This is a genomic window from Paenibacillus sp. OK060 (genome assembly GCF_900101205.1).
Classification (GTDB): Bacteria; Bacillota; Bacilli; order Paenibacillales; family Paenibacillaceae; genus Paenibacillus; species Paenibacillus marchantiae.
Genome location: NZ_FNFR01000001.1, coordinates 447,052 through 467,046 on the forward strand (window position 1 = coordinate 447,052; position 19,995 = coordinate 467,046).

General features: G+C 48.8%; 19 protein-coding genes. 16 read left to right on the forward strand and 3 right to left on the reverse strand.

Features of this window, described 5'->3' with window-relative positions:
- The first annotated feature begins 154 nt into the window (after positions 1–154).
- Entirely contained in the window at positions 155–307 is a 153-nt protein-coding gene (locus tag BLS14_RS32430) for a hypothetical protein (protein ID WP_170867771.1), read from the forward strand.
- 126 nt (positions 308–433) lie between these two features.
- On the opposite strand, the gene BLS14_RS01995 is transcribed toward BLS14_RS32430, so the two are convergent.
- Positions 434–673: a hypothetical protein gene (locus BLS14_RS01995; RefSeq protein WP_063566326.1), complete on the reverse strand. Its 240-nt coding sequence runs from the start codon at positions 671–673 to the stop codon at positions 434–436.
- Positions 674–1,096: 423 nt separating this feature from the next.
- Here BLS14_RS01995 and BLS14_RS02000 point away from each other — a divergent pair, with 423 nt between their 5' ends.
- The 10 genes from BLS14_RS02000 (at position 1,097) to hrpB (ending at position 14,928) form a co-directional block, all read left to right on the forward strand.
- A complete protein-coding gene (locus BLS14_RS02000; protein ID WP_063566325.1) occupies positions 1,097–1,417 on the forward strand; it encodes a hypothetical protein in 321 nt (106 codons plus the stop codon).
- Between the two features lie 56 nt (positions 1,418–1,473).
- Positions 1,474–5,478: a type VII secretion protein EssC gene (gene essC, locus BLS14_RS02005; protein WP_090949165.1), complete on the forward strand. Its 4,005-nt coding sequence runs from the start codon at positions 1,474–1,476 to the stop codon at positions 5,476–5,478.
- A 16-nt stretch (positions 5,479–5,494) separates the two neighbouring features.
- Entirely contained in the window at positions 5,495–6,325 is an 831-nt protein-coding gene (locus BLS14_RS02010) for a hypothetical protein (RefSeq protein WP_063566323.1), read from the forward strand.
- 6 nt (positions 6,326–6,331) lie between these two features.
- On the forward strand, positions 6,332–6,880 hold the full coding sequence (locus tag BLS14_RS02015; RefSeq protein WP_063566322.1) for a WXG100 family type VII secretion target: 549 nt from the start codon (positions 6,332–6,334) through the stop codon (positions 6,878–6,880).
- Positions 6,881–7,073: 193 nt separating this feature from the next.
- Positions 7,074–7,349 (forward strand): WXG100 family type VII secretion target, encoded by a 276-nt coding sequence (locus BLS14_RS02020; RefSeq protein WP_017689071.1) that lies wholly within the window; start codon positions 7,074–7,076, stop codon positions 7,347–7,349.
- A gap of 157 nt (positions 7,350–7,506) precedes the next feature.
- The gene (locus BLS14_RS02025; protein WP_063566321.1) at positions 7,507–9,597 is read left to right on the forward strand and encodes a serine/threonine-protein kinase; all 2,091 of its coding nucleotides are present in this window, start codon (positions 7,507–7,509) and stop codon (positions 9,595–9,597) included.
- A 33-nt stretch (positions 9,598–9,630) separates the two neighbouring features.
- A complete protein-coding gene (locus BLS14_RS02030; protein ID WP_064639011.1) occupies positions 9,631–10,383 on the forward strand; it encodes a vWA domain-containing protein in 753 nt (250 codons plus the stop codon).
- Between the two features lie 11 nt (positions 10,384–10,394).
- Entirely contained in the window at positions 10,395–11,237 is an 843-nt protein-coding gene (locus BLS14_RS02035; protein WP_090949168.1) for a protein phosphatase 2C domain-containing protein, read from the forward strand.
- Between the two features lie 189 nt (positions 11,238–11,426).
- Positions 11,427–12,233 (forward strand): SDR family oxidoreductase, encoded by an 807-nt coding sequence (locus BLS14_RS02040; RefSeq protein ID WP_063566319.1) that lies wholly within the window; start codon positions 11,427–11,429, stop codon positions 12,231–12,233.
- A gap of 178 nt (positions 12,234–12,411) precedes the next feature.
- A complete protein-coding gene (gene hrpB / locus BLS14_RS02045; RefSeq protein ID WP_090949170.1) occupies positions 12,412–14,928 on the forward strand; it encodes an ATP-dependent helicase HrpB in 2,517 nt (838 codons plus the stop codon).
- Here hrpB and BLS14_RS32435 read toward each other — a convergent pair.
- Complete coding sequence (locus tag BLS14_RS32435) at positions 14,912–15,064, reverse strand: hypothetical protein (RefSeq protein ID WP_176854273.1); 153 nt, start codon at positions 15,062–15,064, stop codon at positions 14,912–14,914. The two genes, hrpB and BLS14_RS32435, sit on opposite strands and share 17 nt — an antisense overlap.
- Before the next feature lie 121 nt (positions 15,065–15,185).
- Between BLS14_RS32435 and BLS14_RS02050 the strand changes: the two genes are divergently transcribed.
- The gene (locus BLS14_RS02050) at positions 15,186–15,788 is read left to right on the forward strand and encodes a general stress protein (protein ID WP_090949173.1); all 603 of its coding nucleotides are present in this window, start codon (positions 15,186–15,188) and stop codon (positions 15,786–15,788) included.
- Positions 15,789–15,928: 140 nt separating this feature from the next.
- Here the strand turns inward: BLS14_RS02050 and BLS14_RS02055 are convergent, their stop codons facing one another.
- Positions 15,929–16,339 (reverse strand): YidH family protein, encoded by a 411-nt coding sequence (locus BLS14_RS02055; protein WP_090949174.1) that lies wholly within the window; start codon positions 16,337–16,339, stop codon positions 15,929–15,931.
- 61 nt (positions 16,340–16,400) lie between these two features.
- Here BLS14_RS02055 and BLS14_RS02060 point away from each other — a divergent pair, with 61 nt between their 5' ends.
- The 4 genes from BLS14_RS02060 (at position 16,401) to BLS14_RS02075 (ending at position 19,990) form a co-directional block, all read left to right on the forward strand.
- Entirely contained in the window at positions 16,401–17,546 is a 1,146-nt protein-coding gene (locus BLS14_RS02060) for an acyltransferase (RefSeq protein ID WP_090949176.1), read from the forward strand.
- A gap of 332 nt (positions 17,547–17,878) precedes the next feature.
- Positions 17,879–18,253 carry a replication termination protein gene (locus tag BLS14_RS02065; protein ID WP_063563231.1) on the forward strand — a complete coding sequence of 125 codons (375 nt, stop codon included), beginning with the start codon at positions 17,879–17,881 and terminating at the stop codon, positions 18,251–18,253.
- A gap of 2 nt (positions 18,254–18,255) precedes the next feature.
- Entirely contained in the window at positions 18,256–19,263 is a 1,008-nt protein-coding gene (locus tag BLS14_RS02070; protein ID WP_090949178.1) for a Gfo/Idh/MocA family protein, read from the forward strand.
- 286 nt (positions 19,264–19,549) lie between these two features.
- Positions 19,550–19,990, forward strand: a complete 441-nt coding sequence (locus tag BLS14_RS02075) for a ribonuclease (RefSeq protein WP_064639004.1) — start codon at positions 19,550–19,552, stop codon at positions 19,988–19,990.
- Positions 19,991–19,995: the final 5 nt, after the last annotated feature.

The window sequence follows — 19,995 nt, forward strand, 5'->3', positions numbered from 1 at the left end:
TTGATGGGGCGGCCTTTTGCATGTTTTTACACATTTGAAAAATAGGTGAGGAAATGGTGTGGAAAAGCTGTTTGGTATACCTGTAATCTGGTTATTTATGGATACACGGGCAGAACAGATCCGTAAATCCAATAGGTAAAGGGGCCTGAACTTCATGTCCATTGACCGTTTCATTCTGAGAAAGCTGAATACTTGTCAGGAAGAAAATACACGTGATAATCTGGTTCGGTTGTTTGTCATTCGAATCCAAAAGGCCGAAATGGAAGAAGAACACGAAAATGCTTATGTCGTCAGCCGATTGCATTAGAAATAGATAAAAGAGATTCTGTACACAAAAAAAGGAAGCTTGTCCTTAGCGGCAAGCTTCCTTTTCCTTATGTTCGCGAATGAATGAATTCGCAGTTTCCATGTTGAATTAAACAACTGACTCATCTTAATAAAGCGATAAGGCGAGGGAGTCATTTTCGCTACGGCTGTGAAGAATGGCTTCACCACCGACAATCTCAATACTAATCAATGATTGCAGACATTTCTGTAAAGCACGTTTACCATTGCTAATTTTGTTCTCAAGTGCACTGCTAAGCAATCGTAGTGTCTTTTGTACAGGTTGTTTGTTTTCTTGATTGAAATATACAGGGATTGATTTGTTTTGAAAAGTTATTAGTGTTCTCACTAGAAATCACCTCACGAGAGTTATTTCTTACTGGTTATATTAAATTCCAATGCTTAAAATTACCTTAAAATCAGCTTATGAAAACATAAAGGTGTGCAATGTTTGAAAAGTGTTCACAATTCAATTGTGGGCGAAGCATTAAAAAGTCCCGAAAAATCAATTTACAGATTCCATTTATATGGAAGAAAGACATGTAGTTTCGCATCCTTGCAATAATTAACGTGACTACTGCCTCGAAAGTTCTGAGTCGAATGGACGATATTTTAATATATACGTGGGTCATATGTAACAAAATTACAGGTTGCACATTGCAAACAGGGTGTTTATGTAAGAAAATAGGGATGGAATATCGTTTCATCTGCATTTTTTTGATTTAATTTGACACTAGGACAATTTACATATGAGACCATGGGAGGGATTATTTTGATTCTTACCGTGTATTCCGGCCGGGAGGAAGGCGAGTGGTTCGACATCGAGGTCCCGGATGAATGTACTATTGAACATCTGAAGACATTGCTGGGAGTCCGCATCTTCGGGCAGGCACCGGGAGAGGGCATTCAGTACATCCTTGAAGCCAAATTTCCGGAAGGATTGTGGTTCTCGCCACAGAACGCACAACAGTTAATGGAAACAGGGCTGCGTCAAGGAAGCTGTGTGCGAATCCAGCGGGCGTTCTCTACCACTTCTGAAGAAGCACCTGTGTATGGAAGACGTTCATTGTTTCAACAGGACAGCAACGAATGAACAATCTAGACGTATATATTGATTACGGCAATGAAATATAAGGAGGTCTTCTCTTCGTGAATGTGTTATATCAGCGTTCTCCAAGAATGACACCGGTTCTCAAGGAAGAAAGGCTGGAAATTCTGAGGCCTCCGGCAGAACCAAACAAACCTACGTTTTCAATGATTTCTATTATTGTACCGATCATGATGACGATGGTCAGCATCGGTTTCTACGTATATATCAATATGAGCGGCAAAATGAACAATCCCAATTATATGATGTTTCAGATGATGACGGTTATGATGATGCTTACGTCATACACGATTCCGTTTTTTGTGTATCTGAGCAACAAGAAGACCTATCGCAAAAAGCTGGAAGAGCGTACTACTATGTATCGAGCACAACTGGAGAAGCATCGTGAAGAGCTGAAGGAAGCTCAAGCGGAGCAAGTGAAGAGTCTGTACGAAATTCATGGTGATCCGAATGTATGTCTTCAGTTGGTGAAGAATCGCAACAGTTCGTTATGGGAACGTTCTCCTGAAGATGATGATTTCCTGCAGGTACGAATTGGCACAGGCGAGATTCCGTTTCGGATCAAACTTCAGGTTCCTCGTGTGGACGGTTACGAAAAGGATGAGTTAATTGAAGCGGCTCATGAATTGGCAGCTGAATTCGAGACGGTGCCCGAAGCATCGATTACACTGCCTTTATTTCAATCGAAAGTGATGGGTCTGGTCGGCAATCGTGAGGAAGTTCTTTCTTCACTTCGAGTGATTATCTCACAACTGACCGTTCGTCATTCACCGGATGAATTGAAGATTGCTGCCTTTTATGAAGAAAAGGAATCGAAGGAATGGGATTGGCTACGCTGGCTGCCCCACATTTGGGATGAAGATCAAGGACAACGCTATATGGCCGACAGGCACAGCGGTGCGCATCAATTGGCGGACAGCTTGTTTTCCGTGTTGAACCGTAGGCGCAATAATAAGGAAGATCGCTACAAGAAAACCGTGCAAACTCCATGTTATGTGGTGGTTCTCTCGGATACTCAATTAATAGAAGAAGAGCCGCTGCTTCCTCTGCTGCTGGAATCAGCTCAGGAGATCGATGTATGTACCATCATATTGGCAAACCGTAAGGAATCGCTACCCATGCATTGTCAGTTAATTATGGAGGCTTCCAAAGGCAAAGGGCTTTATATCAAAAAAACCGAGGATGCCGACGTGATCAGGCAAGCGTACACGCCAGATGTGATCTCCAGAGAGTCCGCAGAGGCGCTCTCGCGTTATATGTCACCGATCCGTCTGAAACGATCATCCGCTTCGGATATACCACAGGTGCTTCCGTTGTTCGACATGCTAAGTACATCACGAGTAGAGGATCTGGATGTGGTCGCACGCTGGAGCCAGACACGATACCCGGACACACTTCCCGTACCTATGGGCGTGCGAGCTGGGGGTAAGAAAATTGCGATTAACTTACATGATAAAATTGAACGTCAGGGCCATGGCCCGCATGGCCTGATCGCAGGGACAACAGGTTCAGGCAAAAGTGAAGTTATCCAGTCGATTGTGGCCTCTTTGGCTGCCGAGTTTCATCCGCATGATCTGGCTTTTATGTTAATTGACTATAAGGGCGGCGGGATGTCGAATACATTTGTGGGCTTGCCTCACGTCGTCGGCACGATCACCAATCTGGATGGGAATTTGATTGAACGAGCCAATATCTCACTGCGGGCCGAACTGGTCAGAAGGCAAAAAATATTAAATGATGCAGGAAATCTCCAGCACATTGATGAGTACTACAAAATTCTGCGTTCCAGACATGAACAGCCTCTGCCGCACTTAGTTATCATCATTGACGAGTTTGCGCAATTGAAGCGGGATCAGCCGGAGTTCATGGATGAATTAATCAGCATAGCGGCCATCGGCCGGACACTAGGTGTACATCTTATACTGGCAACTCAGAAGCCTGCAGGTGTGGTCGATGATAAAATCTGGAGCAATTCGCGTTTCCGTATCTGTCTTCGCGTTCAAAGCGAAGGGGATAGTCGGGATATGATCAAAATTCCGAATGCGGCCTGGATCACCAAGCCGGGTCGTGGATACTTCCAGGTAGGCAGTGATGAAGTGTTTGAGGAAATGCAATTCGCCTGGAGCGGTGCGCCATATAATCAGCAGGAAGATACAACGACGGTACTGCCTGTTATGGAAGTTCGTTTGAATGGGAAACGTGAGCCACTATTGACTGGAGAGCGCAGAGCTGTGCTCAAAGGGGAGGATGTGCCCAAGCAGCTTCAGGTATTCATTGATTATGTGGCGGAAGCGGCAGCAGAGGCGGGGATCACCCGATTACCGGGACCCTGGTTGCCACCCTTGCCTGAGACCCTGGAATGGGAAATTCTCAACGACTGGCAGGAAGAAGAGAATCGTGAGGCATTGCTTGACGGGGGTGCCAGTGGCCTGAAACCTGTAGTTGGACTGCTGGATGATCTGCCTAATCAACGACAGCAGCCGCTCGCACTTCCGGTGGATCAGGGACATCTGGTTGTATACGGTATGCCTGGTCTGGGGAAAACGACGTTTGTGCAAACCTTGCTGATGTCACTGGCCCGTTCTAAGCGGACTGAACCTTGGCATGGCTATATTATTGATATGGGCCGGATGATGAAGGATTTTGCTAGTTTGCCTCAGATCGGTGGGGTAATGATGTCTGAAGAGGAAGATCGGATCAAGCGGTTATTCCGGTACATCCTGAAACTGTCGGCACAACGCAAGGACATGATCTCGGAAGCCGGGGTTAAGACAATATCAGCCTACCGTCGCACAGCCCATGCAGCTGTGCCGCAAATTGTAGTTGTTATTGATGGTTATCTTTCTTTCCGAAATGCGTATCCCGAGGAGAATGAACTTCTGGAAACGATCCTTCGTGAAGGCGGCAGTCTGGGAATCACATTTATCCTCACGGCCAACCGTGTTACGGATGTATTTGAGAAATTCAGAAGCAATATTCCCAATGCGGTTTCGTTTGAATTATCTGATCCAAGCGACTATTATTACGCAGTGGGTCGGCCGTCCAAGGCACCTAGCCAGCTTCCACCAGGAAGAGGACTGGTCAAAGGACAGGTTCCTCCATTGATGTTCCAGGCGGCGTTGCCGTCATCCGGAGCAGATGAAGGCAAACGTTCTTCCGCTCTGCGCCGCACGATTGCAGAGATCAGAGAAAGCTGGAACGGAGAAGAAGCGCCGCAGATTGCGCCGCTCCCGGAAGAGGTTAAGCTCAAAGATGTGCTTATCCGTACAGGAACCTTCGGGCAAGTTGGAGACGTATCATCCTTAACAGTACCCGTAGGTTTGCTAACCGATGATCTGGAACCCTTCCAGTTAAATTTGCGTGAAGGGCCACATTTCATGGTTACGAGTCCGATGGAAGGTGGCAAAACGACATTTTTGCTGACCTGGATGTTATCCCTTGCCTATCATGCGTCTCCTGAAGACGTGCAAATATACACGGTAGATATGCGGTATGGTTCCGGAGGACTGGGGGAAATCAGCAGTTTACCCCATGTCCGTGGACATGTATCCCGTGAAGAACAGCTTGCACCTGTGATCCAACAGTTGTACGATGAAGTTCTAAAAAGAGGCGAGTTAACCGGTGGACCGGAGATCGTTCTCGTTATCGACGATGCGGATACGTTATCCAAGCAATTAAATGATTTTAATGTGAAGGATCAATTGGGAGCGATCGTTCGTCAAGGAAGGGATCGAGGCATACATGTGATTCTGTCAGGAGTTCCGGCAGACTTCCCAACCTTTGGTTCTGACTGGGTGAACGATGTGAAGGCTTCCCAGAGCGGATTGTTGTTCGGGACTTTAGACCCTAATGATCTCTCGTTCTTCCGTATACCTTATTCGGAATCCGGAGGGAGTTCAACTGGGCTGAAGGTACTGCCTCCGGGTCAAGGTTATTATGTTAAACGTAAATATTCCAGGGTTAAAGGTGCAATTCCATGTGATGGCACCTGGAAAATGACCGATTGGATTTCTGAAATTCGTGACCGATGGCATGTTGTAGTTTGAGGGGAGGTGGCTCATAATGTTGACGGTTCATGATTCCAAGCAAAAGGTAGTCACTTTGCAAATAAAAGAGCTTTTTTTCCTGGCCGGTATTCTCGGTTCAGACCGATTGCTTGGCGTGGAAGATCCGTTCCGCGGATATATGGCGGAAGACATTGCTTTGGAGTGGGAACGTGTAAAAACATCCCTGCTCGACAAAGGATATCTGATTCAGGATCAGGACAGCAATGAGTTGATCATGACACCGACCGTATTCTCCAGGGTAGCCATTGCGGGACTGTCCGACAGGGCTTGCTGGATTCGCTACACGCACAGCGGCAAGTCGTATGAAAGTTATGTGCACTGCACGGATGAACGGGTCGTTGAAGTATCCCGTGTTGCAGACGAACCGGATTCGTTCCGGCTGAGTGATTTGGGGAATGTTCGTGAAGCGATTGATTTTCTGATTCAAAGGATGAATTGGAGTGGTCATTCTCCGGCGGAAAAGCCGGCTCTGATGTGCTCCAAGAAAAAATTCTATGATGTGATGAATGATCTGAAGAACAAAGAATTACAGGCAGTGGCTGATGAGTTAGTACAAGAGACGAGCGATCCCGAGGGATCACTTGCACTTGCGCGCTGTCTGGTGAACAAGGAATCAGAAGGGGAACTACGGTTGCTTGTATGGAACGGAGAAGGATGGAAATCACAGTCTGCGGCTTTCGCTGCAAGTACGGTATCCAACTGGCTGTTTCGCATGAGTACATCGGCTTCGGATGATTGGCTTGTTGCAGCGCTGACGACGAGAGAACAGTTTCACGAGATGCTGCTGGACTGGCTTAAACAGCCTGCAGGGGAAGAGGAAAGGTGATGGTAAATGCGCATTCGTGTGGAACCGGATGTGCTTCGGGCACTGAGCAGGCAGATTCAGTATGCGGCGGAGCAAATACAGCAAAAGATGACAGTATTGGATCAGGCCATTCATTCGCTGGAGTGGGATCTTGAAGCCCGCGCCGCGATCATGAATGAATGGAATCACAGTAAGCGACTCTGTGAAGCAGCAGTACGTCGTTTTATGGACTTGAGCGTACAGCTGGGACGCAAGGCCTTGTTATTCCAGCAAGTGGACATGGAGTATCGTACAGTGTTGAGTCATGTGAACACAGCCTATGGCAATGCGGTCAATATGTTGAATGTTCTTCAGACGGAGCGTGCAGGAGAGATTATGCCTGCGCATTCGGCAACTGCTGCTGTTGTATCCGATCCATTTTCCGCGGTAGCGGCAGTGTACCGTGTACAGGATGCCGCACCGCCTGATGGCTCACCGGCGACCCTGATTCAGGCCATGCAGCCTGAACCTGTGGCGTGGAGATTCACAGATCCCTCCTTTCGTGGGAGAAGAGGAACCGAACCTGTGGTTTCCTGAGCTCACGGGTACAAGGCTGAATAAGCAAGACAGCAGAAAGTGAATTTTTTTATAAATAGGCTGTTAGGCGAAGTTTCGAATGCCAAAAATGGGGTAAATAGGATTAGGTCCTTCGGCTTTTGTCCGATCGATCCTTGTATAGTACAATTTGAACAAGTGAATTTAATTGCACAAACCAAGGAGGAATTTACAAATGGCAGGACGTATTTTAGTTACCCCAGAACAGCTTGATCAGGTTTCCAACCAATTTAAACAAAGCGGTGAGCAAAGTCAGCAAATCGTTTCTACATTGACTCAATCCATCACAAGTATGGAAGGACAATGGGAAGGTATGACGAAACAACGCTTCTTCCAGGAATTCCAGGAAGCCAGCAAACAAATGCAATCTTTCGTTCAAACGCTAAATAGCATCAGCGCGGAACTGACGGCTATTGCCAACAAATTCCGTACGGCAGACCAAGCTCGCTAATCTGCGATACATAGTTCGGGCAGGTTCCATATCCGAATTCGCCCAGAATCATATGCAGGAAGCAAGCTGAAGATTTACAACTACAGCAAAAACCGGGCGTTTTCACAACACCCGGTTTTTGTTGCACTATGACAGAATGACAGAGAGAGGGATGAGTATGTCTTTTCAACCAAATCCCGGGGATGAAGTGGTGATTAACGACATTGCCTATATCATTGGGCAGCATCCGGCTGCACCTGGTCTGGCTTACGCCCAAGCTGGAAGGCAGGGTATCGTCTATCAGTTGTTACCCCGTAACGGTTCCGTAAGTGGGGCCAAAGCACTAAAAGTATTTTTCCCTAAATTCCGTATTCCGGCTATGGTGTATCAGTCTGAGCATATGGAGTCTTATAGTGAACTGCCAGGTTTGCAGGTATGCAAGCGTGATGTGCTCACTCCGGAAAGAAACGGAGCGCTTATTGGAGAACATCCTGATCTGTTGTACGCGGTATTGATGCCGTGGGTACATGGTCTGACCTGGTTCGATGTAATCAGCGATCAGAAGCAGCTGACAGCAGAGGAGAGTCTGAAGCTGGCGAGAGCTCTGGCCGGGATCGGCTCGGCCATGGAACAGCGTGGGCTGGCTCATTGTGATTTGTCCGCACCCAATGTGATGATTCCGTTTTTTTCCGAAGTGGAGAACCTGAGAGGGGTTTCAGCAGTTGAACTGGTAGATGTTGAGCAGATGTATGGTTCCAGAATGGATCGTCCGGATGCTTTGCTTGCCGGTTCACCGGGGTATGCGGCCCATCGGACAGTGCACAGCGGTTTGTGGAGTGCGTATGCCGATCGTTTTGCCGGAGCAGTTATCATTGCTGAGATGTTAAGTTGGTCTGATGCAGCGATTGTGGAGAAAGCATGGGGAGAAAGTTATTTTGACCAGCACGAAATGCAGACAGTAAATGAACGTTATTATGCCATGAGAGAGTCGCTGCAGAAGCGCTGGGGCTCGAAGGTGTCCGATCTGTTTATTCGTGCCTGGGAGAGTCATGATCTCAGCAGTTGCCCTACGTTTGGCGAATGGTTTGTGGCGCTGGCTGCTGTGGACATCCATCTGGCAAGTGCAGCATCTGTTGTAGAATCTGAAGTCAAGGCTTCAGACCAGACAAATGCAGTCGAGACGAACCAGATCAAAGGGACAGGAGCAGCAAGCGGTATATCGGATAAGCAGGGAAATACGGATCAGAACGTGCCCGCTGTGGAACCTTCTCCTGGTCAGGAAGCGGTAGTGAATCGTCTCTTCCTTCAGGCGAGAGCATTGGAGAATGAAGGCAAACCGGCTGCGGCGCTCGAAGTGTATCGTTCACTACATCATTTCATTCCGGATAACAGTGCGATGCAGATGGAAGTTGAGGCTGCGATTCAAGAGCTGGACGCGAAGCTAAATCCCAAGCAGGATGATGCAGCTCAGCCAGCCAAGATTCCTTTTTACCGATCCAAAAAGTTTATGATTTCTTCGGCGGTGCTGATTGTTCTGTTAGCTGGAAGCGTGCCAACGGTTAAAATATTGGCTGATCAGGCCGAGGTTAAACAGAAGGAGCAGGAGGCGGCTGCCAAGCAGGCCGAACTAAAGGCTGCGGAAGAGGCCGAAGCTGCGAGGGTGACTGCTCTGAAGCAGCAGGAAGAAGAAAAGAAACAAAAAGAAGCAGATGCGGCGAAACTTGATGCAGAGGAAAAGAAAAAGCTGGCTGAAGCGGAGAAAAAGCAGGCAGAGGCCAAGAAGAAAGAAGAAGAGCGTAAAGCGCTTCAGGCCAAGTATGATAAGCAAGCGAAATATGAGGCTTATCTTGCCAAGCAGAAACAAGAGAAGCTTGAAGCAGCCAAGAAGGCTGAACAGGAAAAGTACGACAAACAGGTAAAATATGAAGCCTATCTAGTCTGGAAAAAAGAAAATGACGCTAAAATTGCGAAGCAGGAAGCCGAGCGTAAGGCAGCAGCCGAGGCTCAACGCAAACAGGAAGTAGCCCAGAAAGCTGCGCTCAAGAAAAAACGTGCCCAGAATGTCGTCACACTGATTGCCCATTACAATAAAACGTATAATGCGCAAAAAGGCAGAAAAATTGAGAATGCGGAATCATACGCGCGTGATTTCAAAAATCTGTACAACACCGACGCGACCTATTTCAAAGGTGTCGGTAAAGTGGCAGCACGAATGAATGCGATCAATAAATTCCTAAGCAATACGGATTATACATTACCCAACTTGTAAAATAATGTGAACGACGGAGGTGACACATCCCAGATGAACTACACAATTCAAGCATCCCAGCGCACACCTGCACTGATTATCTATTTAATTGATATTAGCGCCTCCATGAATATGGTTCTGGACAACCGTCGGCGGATTGATGTCGTCTATGATGCCTTATCTCTGGCTATTCGCCAAATGGTGTTTCGTTCGACCAAGGGAAACCGATTGACACCCCGTTACAGGATCGCGATTCTGGCATACAGCGATGATGTGTACGATCTGTTGAACGGGATTAAGGGCATCGACGAGATTGCTGCTGTGGGTTCGTTGCCGGACTTAACGCCGAAAAGATTCTCGGATTCAGCGAAGGCTTTCCTGCAAGCCGAGAAGATTCTACAGGCTGAAATTCCCAATATGCAAGATTGTCCTGCGCCGCTTGTATGTCATATGACTGATGGGGTAGCTACAGGTGAAGATCCGGAGCCCATTGCCAAAAGAATTATGGGTATGAGTGTGCCTGATGGCAATGTACTCGTCGAGAATATTTTTATATCCGATCATCTGCTGGAAGGCCCTATTCCGGAGCCCCGAAGATGGAAGGGAATATCCCAGGAGACGGTCCTTCAGGATGAACATGGGGAGAAGCTGCGCAATATGTCCTCGGTTCTGCCGGAAAGTTATCGTGAAATGCTGGTTGAGGCAGATTATTTGCTTTCACCTGGTGCACTGATGATGCTTCCTGGTACTTGTGCAGAACTGGTATCCATCGGGTTTCAGATGTCCGCTGCTACGCCTGTGAGATAGGAGGGGAAATCATGAGAGCGATGCGTTTGGCAACATTGTCTGCTGGAGATAAGGGAAGCCGTGCGGACCATTATCAGAGCAACTTTCGCTATGTGAGTGTCCAGACGGGGGAACAGCCGTTGACCCGTTATCAAGGTACATTCAAGTGCAGGTACGGTTATGGAAGAGCGGCGGAGACCGTTAATCAAGGAGACACCGGACAGGATTTTGCTGCTGTTCGCATGAATGGTAATGTGTGTACTTTCGTATTATGTGATGGGGTAGGCATGAGTTACCTTGGTGATTTTGCTGCACGCTTTCTGGGAAACGCCTTGTTGGAGTGGCTGGAAACGACTCAGCATCCTTCTTTGGATGTTATGGAACGTCTGCTTCATGATTTGACCAGTCCGGCATCCGAACAGCTGGAGAAGTTGCAACCTTTGGAAAATTCGCCTGTACTGCTGCGGGAAGTTCTGATGGAGAAGCGGAGCAAGGGAAGTCAGGCCATGTATGTGTGTGGACGCATCGAGCTCACGGCAGGCAATCGAAAAAGCAAGGTGTGGCTAGCCTGGCAGGGGGACTCCCGCATCCGTCTTTGGCGTAACGGTCAGGAGGAATCGGCAGCATTTCAGGTGAACTGCCTTACGAATGAACGTTGGTCTACACTGGAGGGTCCGGTTGGTGGCAAACCGCATATCTATGAGGCTAAACTGTCTGCCAATGAAGTAGTTCGTCTTCAACTGTACACGGATGGCCTGAATGACCTAGATGCGATTCAGGCTTATATACCGGATGAGCACATCCAGGTACTGCTGGATGCCAGTCATACGGGTGGGCTTGAAGATGATGCCGCTTTCATTGAGCTGGAATGGTGAGATCGGGTGAAGCATTACAGGATGATCTAATCATGCTGCTAAAAATGGTGAGCATCACCTACGAAAAAACTTGTCCGTATTGATTTAAAAGACACTCTTTTTGGGTAATCTTGTGAAGAATCTACTTACAGATATTGCATGAACGTACATTCTTACATAATTACTGAGCGAGAAGGAGTGGAATGGATAATGACACAACATAACGGCAAGTCACGGTTCGAAGGCAAAGTCGCCATTATTACTGGTGCTGGTTCGGGAATTGGCAAAGCGGCAGCGCTCAAACTGGCGAGTGAGGGAGCACATGTTGCGCTGCTTGATCTGGTTAATGATCGGATTTCGGAGACGGAAGCCGAAATTAATAAGCTGCGTGCAGGTGCGGCAAGAGCTTTCGATGTAGATATTTCCGATCCTGCACGGGTGGAAAAAGCAGTCCTGGAGACCATCGAATTGTTCGGCGGTCTGGATATCGTTTTTGCCAACGCAGGTATTAATGGCGTATCGGCACCAATTGAGGAAATTCAGGTTGAGGATTGGCAGCAGATTATTACGACGAATCTGAACGGGACTTTTTTTACGATCAAATATGCACTGCCTCATATGAAGAAACGTGGTGGCGGCAGTATCATTATCACGAGCTCCATTAACGGTAATCAGCGCTTCTCCAGCTTCGGCATGTCGGCGTACAGTACATCTAAGGCGGGGCAGGTTGCTTTTGCGAAGATGGCTGCGCTGGAATTGGCGAAGTTCAAGATTCGTGTCAATGTCATCTGTCCTGGAGCGATTGCAACGAATATTGACCAAAGTACGGTCAAAACGGATGAGTTGCAGCAAATTGTCATTCCAATGGAATTCCCGGAAGGCCAGCAACCGCTTGCGGACGGACCGGGTCAGCCAGAGCACGTCGCTGATCTGGTAGCGTTCCTGGCTTCTGCGGAGTCCAGACATATCACAGGTGCGGAAATTGTCATTGACGGTGCAGAGTCGCTGCTGAGCTAAATGAGCATTTTGTATTCATCCATAGAGCTACTTTCAATCAGCGTTGTGAGCGAGTTAAATGGAAGGATGTAAAATGTTGAAATGGATGTATGTATGAAGTCGTTCCTCTGGAACGGCTTTTTTTGTTATAATGCTAACATTCGAATAGACACGTGGAACATTAATTAGGAGAGATGAGATGAAGACGGATTTACCGATACAACAGATTATTCCTGAACTAAGGCAGTTATTTCAGGAGAAGGATACAGGTGTGTTAATTGCGGAGCCGGGTGCGGGTAAAACGACCGTAGTACCGCTGGCACTGCTGGAGGAGCCATGGGTTACTGGACGGAAAATCATTATGCTGGAGCCCCGCAGACTCGCCGCTCGCTCGGCAGCTGCACGAATGGCAGCTTCACTAGGTGAAAAAGCAGGACAGACCGTAGGGTATCGGGTGCGGATGGATACGCGTGTAAGTCAGTCTACTCGCATAGAAGTGGTGACGGAGGGTGTATTGACCCGGATGCTTCAACAGGACCAGGGCCTGGAAGACACCGCGATGATTATCTTTGATGAATTTCATGAGCGGCATCTACATGGTGACCTTGGTCTGGCGCTTGCGCTTGAATCCCGGGCCATGCTGCGTCCTGATCTGAAACTGCTGGTGATGTCGGCCACGCTGGACCCTGTTCCTGTCTGTGCGCTGCTTGGTGAGGGGACCAGATGGATTGACTGTCCTGGACGAACGTTTCCGGTGGAAACCCGATATGTATCCAAACCGGCATCTGAGCAGATCGAGACTTTTACAGCTCAGGCCGTCGTTAAGGCACTGGTAGAACAGGAAGGGGATGTGCTGGTTTTCCTACCGGGCGCAAAAGAAATTCATCGCACAGAGCGAGAGCTGTCAAACCTCATTCTTCCTGCTCATGTTGAGGTACATGCTCTATATGGCAGCATGCCTGTAGAACGGCAGGATGAAGCTGTGCGACCCGCAGATGAAGGTAAACGGAAGGTTGTACTGTCCACGTCCATTGCTGAATCCAGTCTTACCTTGGCTGGAGTTAAAGTCGTGGTGGATGCGGGACTGAGCCGTGCCTCGGTATTCTCGCCGCGGACCGGCATGAGTCGGCTCGTCACCCTGCTGGTGTCCAAGGCGTCAGCCGATCAGCGGCGGGGGCGCGCAGGGCGAATTGCTCCGGGCGTGTGTTACCGGCTATGGAGCGAAGAGGCCCATGGCGTGCTGCCTGATGCAGCAAAGCCTGAGATAGCCTCCGCGGACCTTGCGCCGCTGGCGCTGGAGCTTGCCGCCTGGGGTGTCCAGTCCCCTGCAGAGCTGCAGTGGCTAGACATCCCGCCTGCCGCAGCCTACGGCCAGGCACAGGCGCTGCTGCGCCAGCTGGGCGGCCTGGATGACGCAGGCCGCATCACGCCCTTCGGGCGGCGGATGAACACGCTTGGCGTGCATCCGCGACTGGCCAGCATGCTGCTCCGCGCGGCGGAGCTTGGGCTGGCCAGCTACGCCAGCATGCTGGCGGCACTGCTGCAGGAGCCTGCCGGCCTCCGCAGCAGTGGCAGTGCAGGCGCGGGCACCGATCTGCGCCCGCGCGTGGAAGCGCTGCTGACTGCGGACAGCAGCGGCATGCCGCAAGCGGCAGCGTCTGTCGCAGACGGTGCTGCCGTGCGGCGCATGCTCCAGGAGAGCCGCCAGCTGCGCTCGGCGCTCGGCCCGGCGGCCGATCCGGTACGGCCGGATGAGGACAGCTGCGGATGGCTGCTGTCCTTCGCTTATCCGGACCGGATCGGGCAACGCCGGGAGGACGGCCGCTATCTGCTGAGCAGCGGCCGTGGGGTACGGCTCGCAGCGACAGAATCGCTGAGCCGTTCAGCCTATCTGGTCGCAGCCGAAGCCGACGACCAGGGCGCGGATGCGCGCATCCTGCTGGCTGCGCCAGTGCAGGAGAAGAGATTGCTGGACTTTGGTCCACATCTGCTGCATGAAGAGGTTCAGGTCGCCTGGGACCGAAACACCCGCAGTGTGCGGGCACATAGAAGGCTGCGAATTGGAGCCATTACGTTGAAAGAGAGCGGCATTGCACAGCCACCCGAAGATCAGGTGCTCGAAGCATTACTCTCGGGAATACGTATCGAAGGGCTGGATTGTTTGCCTTGGACAAAATCATCACGACAGCTGGCGGACAGGATGCGCTTTTTACATCATCATTTGCCAGAATGGCCTGATCTCATCGAAGATCATCTGACCGAAGAACTGGCAGAACATCTCAGCCCTTTTCTAACAGGCATGCGATCTGCTGCGGATCTCAAGAGATTGTCGATGCAGGATGTGCTGCTCGGCGGACTGAGCTGGGAACAGCGACAGCAATTGGATCGTGAAGCGCCTACACATATTCAGGTGCCTAGTGGTTCACGTATTCCGGTGGACTATAGCCGACCTGAAGATCCTACGCTCGCGGTGAGACTGCAGGAGATGTTTGGACAGCAGGAGACCCCGCGTATTGGCGGTGGTCGAGTACCACTGACCATACACTTGCTTTCCCCGGCGCAGCGGCCTGTACAGGTCACACGAGATCTGGCGAACTTTTGGCGGGAAACTTATTTTGAGGTCAAGAAAGACTTGAAAGGTCGTTATCCCAAGCATTATTGGCCGGATGATCCCCTCGAAGCGATAGCGACTAACCGGGCTAAACCACGAGTTTAGCTAGAATGTGTTTGCCAGCCTCGGTCTGGAAGTTGAGTCTGAACGTGCTCTGAATGGGCGAGTATGCGATCGGCAGATTAGGCGTCTTGAGCACTAACGAACCACGTGCAGGCCCTAGCGCGGTGACTCGCCGCATATCAATGGTCAACCATCCTCCTAGGCCTTCAAGGATATGATATTGCGGTGGAAGCGTTTGAAAGACAACAAGGCGGGTAATAACATAGCGAACCACTCAATTAGATGAGGAGGGATTCACTATGCAGAAGAAAATCGTAGGTGTGTTTAATACAGAACGTGAGGCATCATCCGCAATCGAGGGACTGAAAGCGCAAGGATTTACTTCAGATGAAATCTCGGTAGTTACACAGGATCGGGATGAACTGAAGGCCATTCGCGAAGAGATGGGTACAAAAGCACCCGAAGGTGTAGCTGCAGGTGCGGCAACAGGCGGAGTGCTAGGTGGAGTAGCTGGATTGCTCGCTGGCATTGGAGCATTGGCGATTCCGGGCATCGGTCCTATTCTGGCGGCAGGCCCTATTGCCGCAGCCTTTACGGGTGCAGCTGTAGGTGCAGGAGCAGGCGGACTTGTAGGTGGACTCGTGGGTCTCGGCATTCCGGAAGAGGATGCAAGACAGTATGAGGAATACGTGCAAAGTGGTAAAATCCTGCTACTCGTGGACTCTACGGATCGGGACACGGATGTTTATGACGTGTTCAGCAATAACAGTTATGTGAACCGGGACAGAATCGATGTCAATCGGGATGATGTTACGGTTGAGCGCACGGATCTCGATATGGAAAATCAAAGATTGGAAGCTCGGGATAAGGCCGCTCGACTTGGCAACAATACTTTTCTATAATAAATCGGATCACCAAAGACAGGATTCTTCAACTGGAATGATATATGTGAACCACCAGGTGGTCATCAGCCGGTTTCCTTAGAGGAAGCCGGCTTTTGTTCCTGTGTATGATGCATAAATGAACGTCAGAGGTTCAGGTGTTAAACCTGCCAAGCAGGGAATAACAATACATACAGTAATACGGCCAGGGCCAGTCCAATCACCAGCAACATCAGTGTCAGGAACCGAATTAATTTCGTGGATGCCTGGAATGTTTTTGAATTAATCTGATTGCGTTTTCGGTGGTAAGCGGCTGCAGAACACAGGATGATCAGAATGCCGCTGACTAAGGAAGTAATACCAATGATGATTGCTGCGATATGGGCCATCCGATCATAGGCCGTTGAACTGAAGCCGAAGCCAGCTGCGAGAAAGCCAATGCCAACCATGGCAATGCCGGTACGAACCCAAGCCAGAAAGGTCCGCTCGTTAGCCAGATGCTGTTGTACATATTTGGAGTCAATGGTAGTTATGTCTTGGTCTGTATCTGAGATGTGAATCACCCCGTTCATCAATATATGGCTTCATTGTACGTCGTTTTCATGGCAAAACCAAGAAAGGAGGCAGTCTGTTATGCCTCGTAAAGAACGAATTACAGAAATCGAGAGTCTGAGGGGAATTGCTTTTGCGGCGGTCGTCCTTCAGCACTCCATAGCACATTATTCCCTGGTCCCAGAAGCGGGACTGGAAGATGGCGTATTGCTCGCCATCCTGCTGATGCTGTCCAAATTTGCAGTACCTCTATTTATTTTTATCACAGGCATGGTGCTTTTCTATAATACAGGAGACAAGTTGAATTATGGACGTTTCATGCAAAAGCGATTAACCGATGTAATCGTCCCCTATATTATTTGGTCAATGATCTACTTCACACTCGCGCCTCGCGGCTGGAACGGATTTGGTTGGCAGGATATTCCTGACCTTGGTTTAAAATTAATCACGGGTAAGACGACCTCGCATTTTTGGTACATTATTATGCTTATTCAGTTTTATCTGTTGTTTCCCCTGTTTTTGCGGGCAATCCGTTATGTCTATAACCGATATGAGGCGAAGGGGCGCACAATAGCTCTTCTGATTTCCGGTGTGGTGTACCTTGTGCTCGCGGATCAATTGCGAAATATCGCCAGGTTCATGGAATGGTTGAATGTCCCGGTGCTGACCGATGCCTTTACAACCTATGCCGATCGAAATTTTCTGTATTTCTTTTTTTATTTTGTGCTTGGTGCGGCAGCCGGGCTATCGGTTCAACGCTGGAATGAGTGGATTCAACGTTTGCGCTGGGGATATTGGACCGTGTTTATAGTCCTTGGTCTTCGGTTTATATATAAGTTAATGCAAGAGTTCCAGAAGCCGGAGGGCATACAGATTACATTCTATACAGTCAGTCTCATCCGGCCGGATATGATCTTATTCCTCATTGCTTCCATCATGGTGATGTACCAGCTGGCTGGCAAGCTCCACAATATCAGAGTAACACGATTGCTGGCGTGGATTGGCGGGGTTTCGTACGGGGGCTACCTGATGCACATGCTGATGTTGCGCTACAGCTACATTCCGGATGAACAGTTTTATGTGGCATTGGGTTTAAACCCCGTAGTGCGCATGATCATCACCTGGCTCCTGGCGCTTACGTTATCCTGCGTACTCACATGGCTCATCTCTCGCGTAAGCTGGGGCAAGTGGATTGTGGGAACTGTACCGAAGTCCAAACCTGATTAAAAGGTGAATACATCATTATATGAAAAATTCAGAACAACAGTGAGTTGAAGGCCGATAAAGAGGACCGATAAAAATGAAGGCAGTAACCTGAAAAAAAAGTGACGCCAATACCACGACGAACACTTTTGAAATAAATTTTAAAATTTCATTACCTGAAAAATTCATAACAGAAAACTTCAAATCCCGCTCTACCTTACGTTTCTGCCTATCCATTTCTCCTTCTTGCCTTCCAACGCCCATGGATTAAAGGGAGAAGGACGGATAAAGATGGCAGAAGGGGAACATAAGTTTTATAATACTAGATATATAGAGCTGACAGGAGGGGAATGAACGTGGCTTTTATGATTGCGCAGCGGGCATTTATTAAGCTGTATCTGATTACGATGGTTGAACAGCATAGGGGATACGGCTATGAAATGCTGGAGGCAATGAAGCAGGAATTCAAAGCCTACGGTTATGTACCACCCCAGAGCGAGATATACCGGGCGCTGCATGAATTGGTTCAACAGGGTGTCTTTTATCGGACAAAGAAGCTGAAGGGCAGTGATCCCAAAGTCGATTTTCAGGAAATCGTTTTATATCACTTCACGGATGATGGTGCGGAGAAAGCTGAATTATATAAAAAACAGGTTAAGGCCGATCTCGATCGTTGTCTCGGCATGTTACACAAGGCAGAAGAGGACAATTACGGAGTGAAAGGAAGATAAGCATGGACAGACACTTACAGTGGGGAGTACTTGGTACATCCACAATCGCGAAAAATGCAGTCATTCCGGCGATTCAACAATCCGAACGGGGTGAGGTCTTGGCGATAGCCAGCCGCAGCAAGGAGAAGGCGGAAGCTCTTGCGAATGAACTCGACATTGCCAGAGCGTATGGCAGCTATGATGAACTCATTGCGGACCCGGATATTGAAGCTGTGTATATTCCTCTGCCGAACCATATGCATAAGGAGTGGACGATTAAGGCTGCTCAGGCTGGAAAACATGTATTATGTGAGAAACCGGCTGCTCTGAATTCAGAAGAAGCGGCGGAAATGATTGAGGTATGTCAACAGCACGGCGTACTGTTTGCAGAAGCCATCATGTATCGATACCATCCAAAGCACAGACGTGTGCAAGAGATAATAGCCAGTGGAGAGATTGGTACGGTCAGAGCCCTCCATGGCAATTTCACCTGCAATACCGCTGAGGATAAAGACAATGTAAGGTTCAAAAGGGAGATGGGCGGAGGATCATTATTTGATCTTGGCGTATATCCAATCTCGGCAGCCCGCATGTATCTGGGGCAGGAGCCGGAAGCGGTAACGGTACACGCTCTTTTTTCGGAAGAACATGATGGCGTCGATATGATGGCTTCAGGACTTGTGGAGTTTCCCAATTCAGTAGCATTAACGTTTGACTGCGGCATGTGGGCCTCTGGAAGAGCCGAGATGGAGATTCTCGGTACCGATGGGCGGATTGAACTTCCTAAGGTGTTCGGCTGGGAGAATAGTGATATTCCACCACAGATTATCGTGCACACCGATTCCGTCAGCCGTGAGGAACGTGTATCGGTATCCAACTCCTATGTTTTGCAGGTGGAGACTTTTGCAGCCGCAGTGCTTGAAGGAAAAGCGCTACCGTTCAGTCCGCAAAATACCATTCAGAATATGCGTGTCATTGATGCATGCCTAGAATCGGCGCGAACCCGTCAACGGGTGCAGTTAGTGGATTAAAGCAGGAGCTAACATGCTAGCATGTTAGATGATAGGAAATGATCGAAATGGCAGACTCCATCCCCCGGGATGTGAGTCTTTTTTTATATTTAAATGTTATATTTATATATTTTTACAAAAATAGCAGTTGAATTTGATCTTTCCTCCAAAATGATGTGATATAAATAGTAAATAGATGGCTTGTTCACTATAATCTAGCAGAACGTACATCCTGGCAGAATTTACATCTCATATCACTTACATAGTGGCAACGTTCATCCATTTTAAGTCATTGGGAGGCGAATTTATGAAAAAGTTTTTGTCTACGGCTCTGCTCGCGGTTATGTTGACGATTGTTTTCTTCACAGGTTCACAGATCGCTCCGGTTGGACAGCAGAAGGCTTCAGCTGCAACGTGTACCATTATCAATACGTTTACTGGTGTGGCCAACTATCTCAGCGCCAACGGGCAACTGCCATGCAACTACATTACCAAAGCACAGGCAACGGCACTAGGCTGGGTATCTTCTCAAGGCAACCTCGCTACGGTTGCTCCGGGCAAAAGTATCGGTGGAGACGTGTTTAGCAACCGGGAAGGCTTGCTTCCAGCAGCGAGTGGCCGTACTTGGCGTGAAGCGGATATCAACTACACTTCCGGTTTCCGTAATTCGGACCGCATCCTGTATTCCAGTGACGGCTTGATTTACAAAACGACAGATCACTATGCATCATTTACTCGCTTGAAATAAGGAAG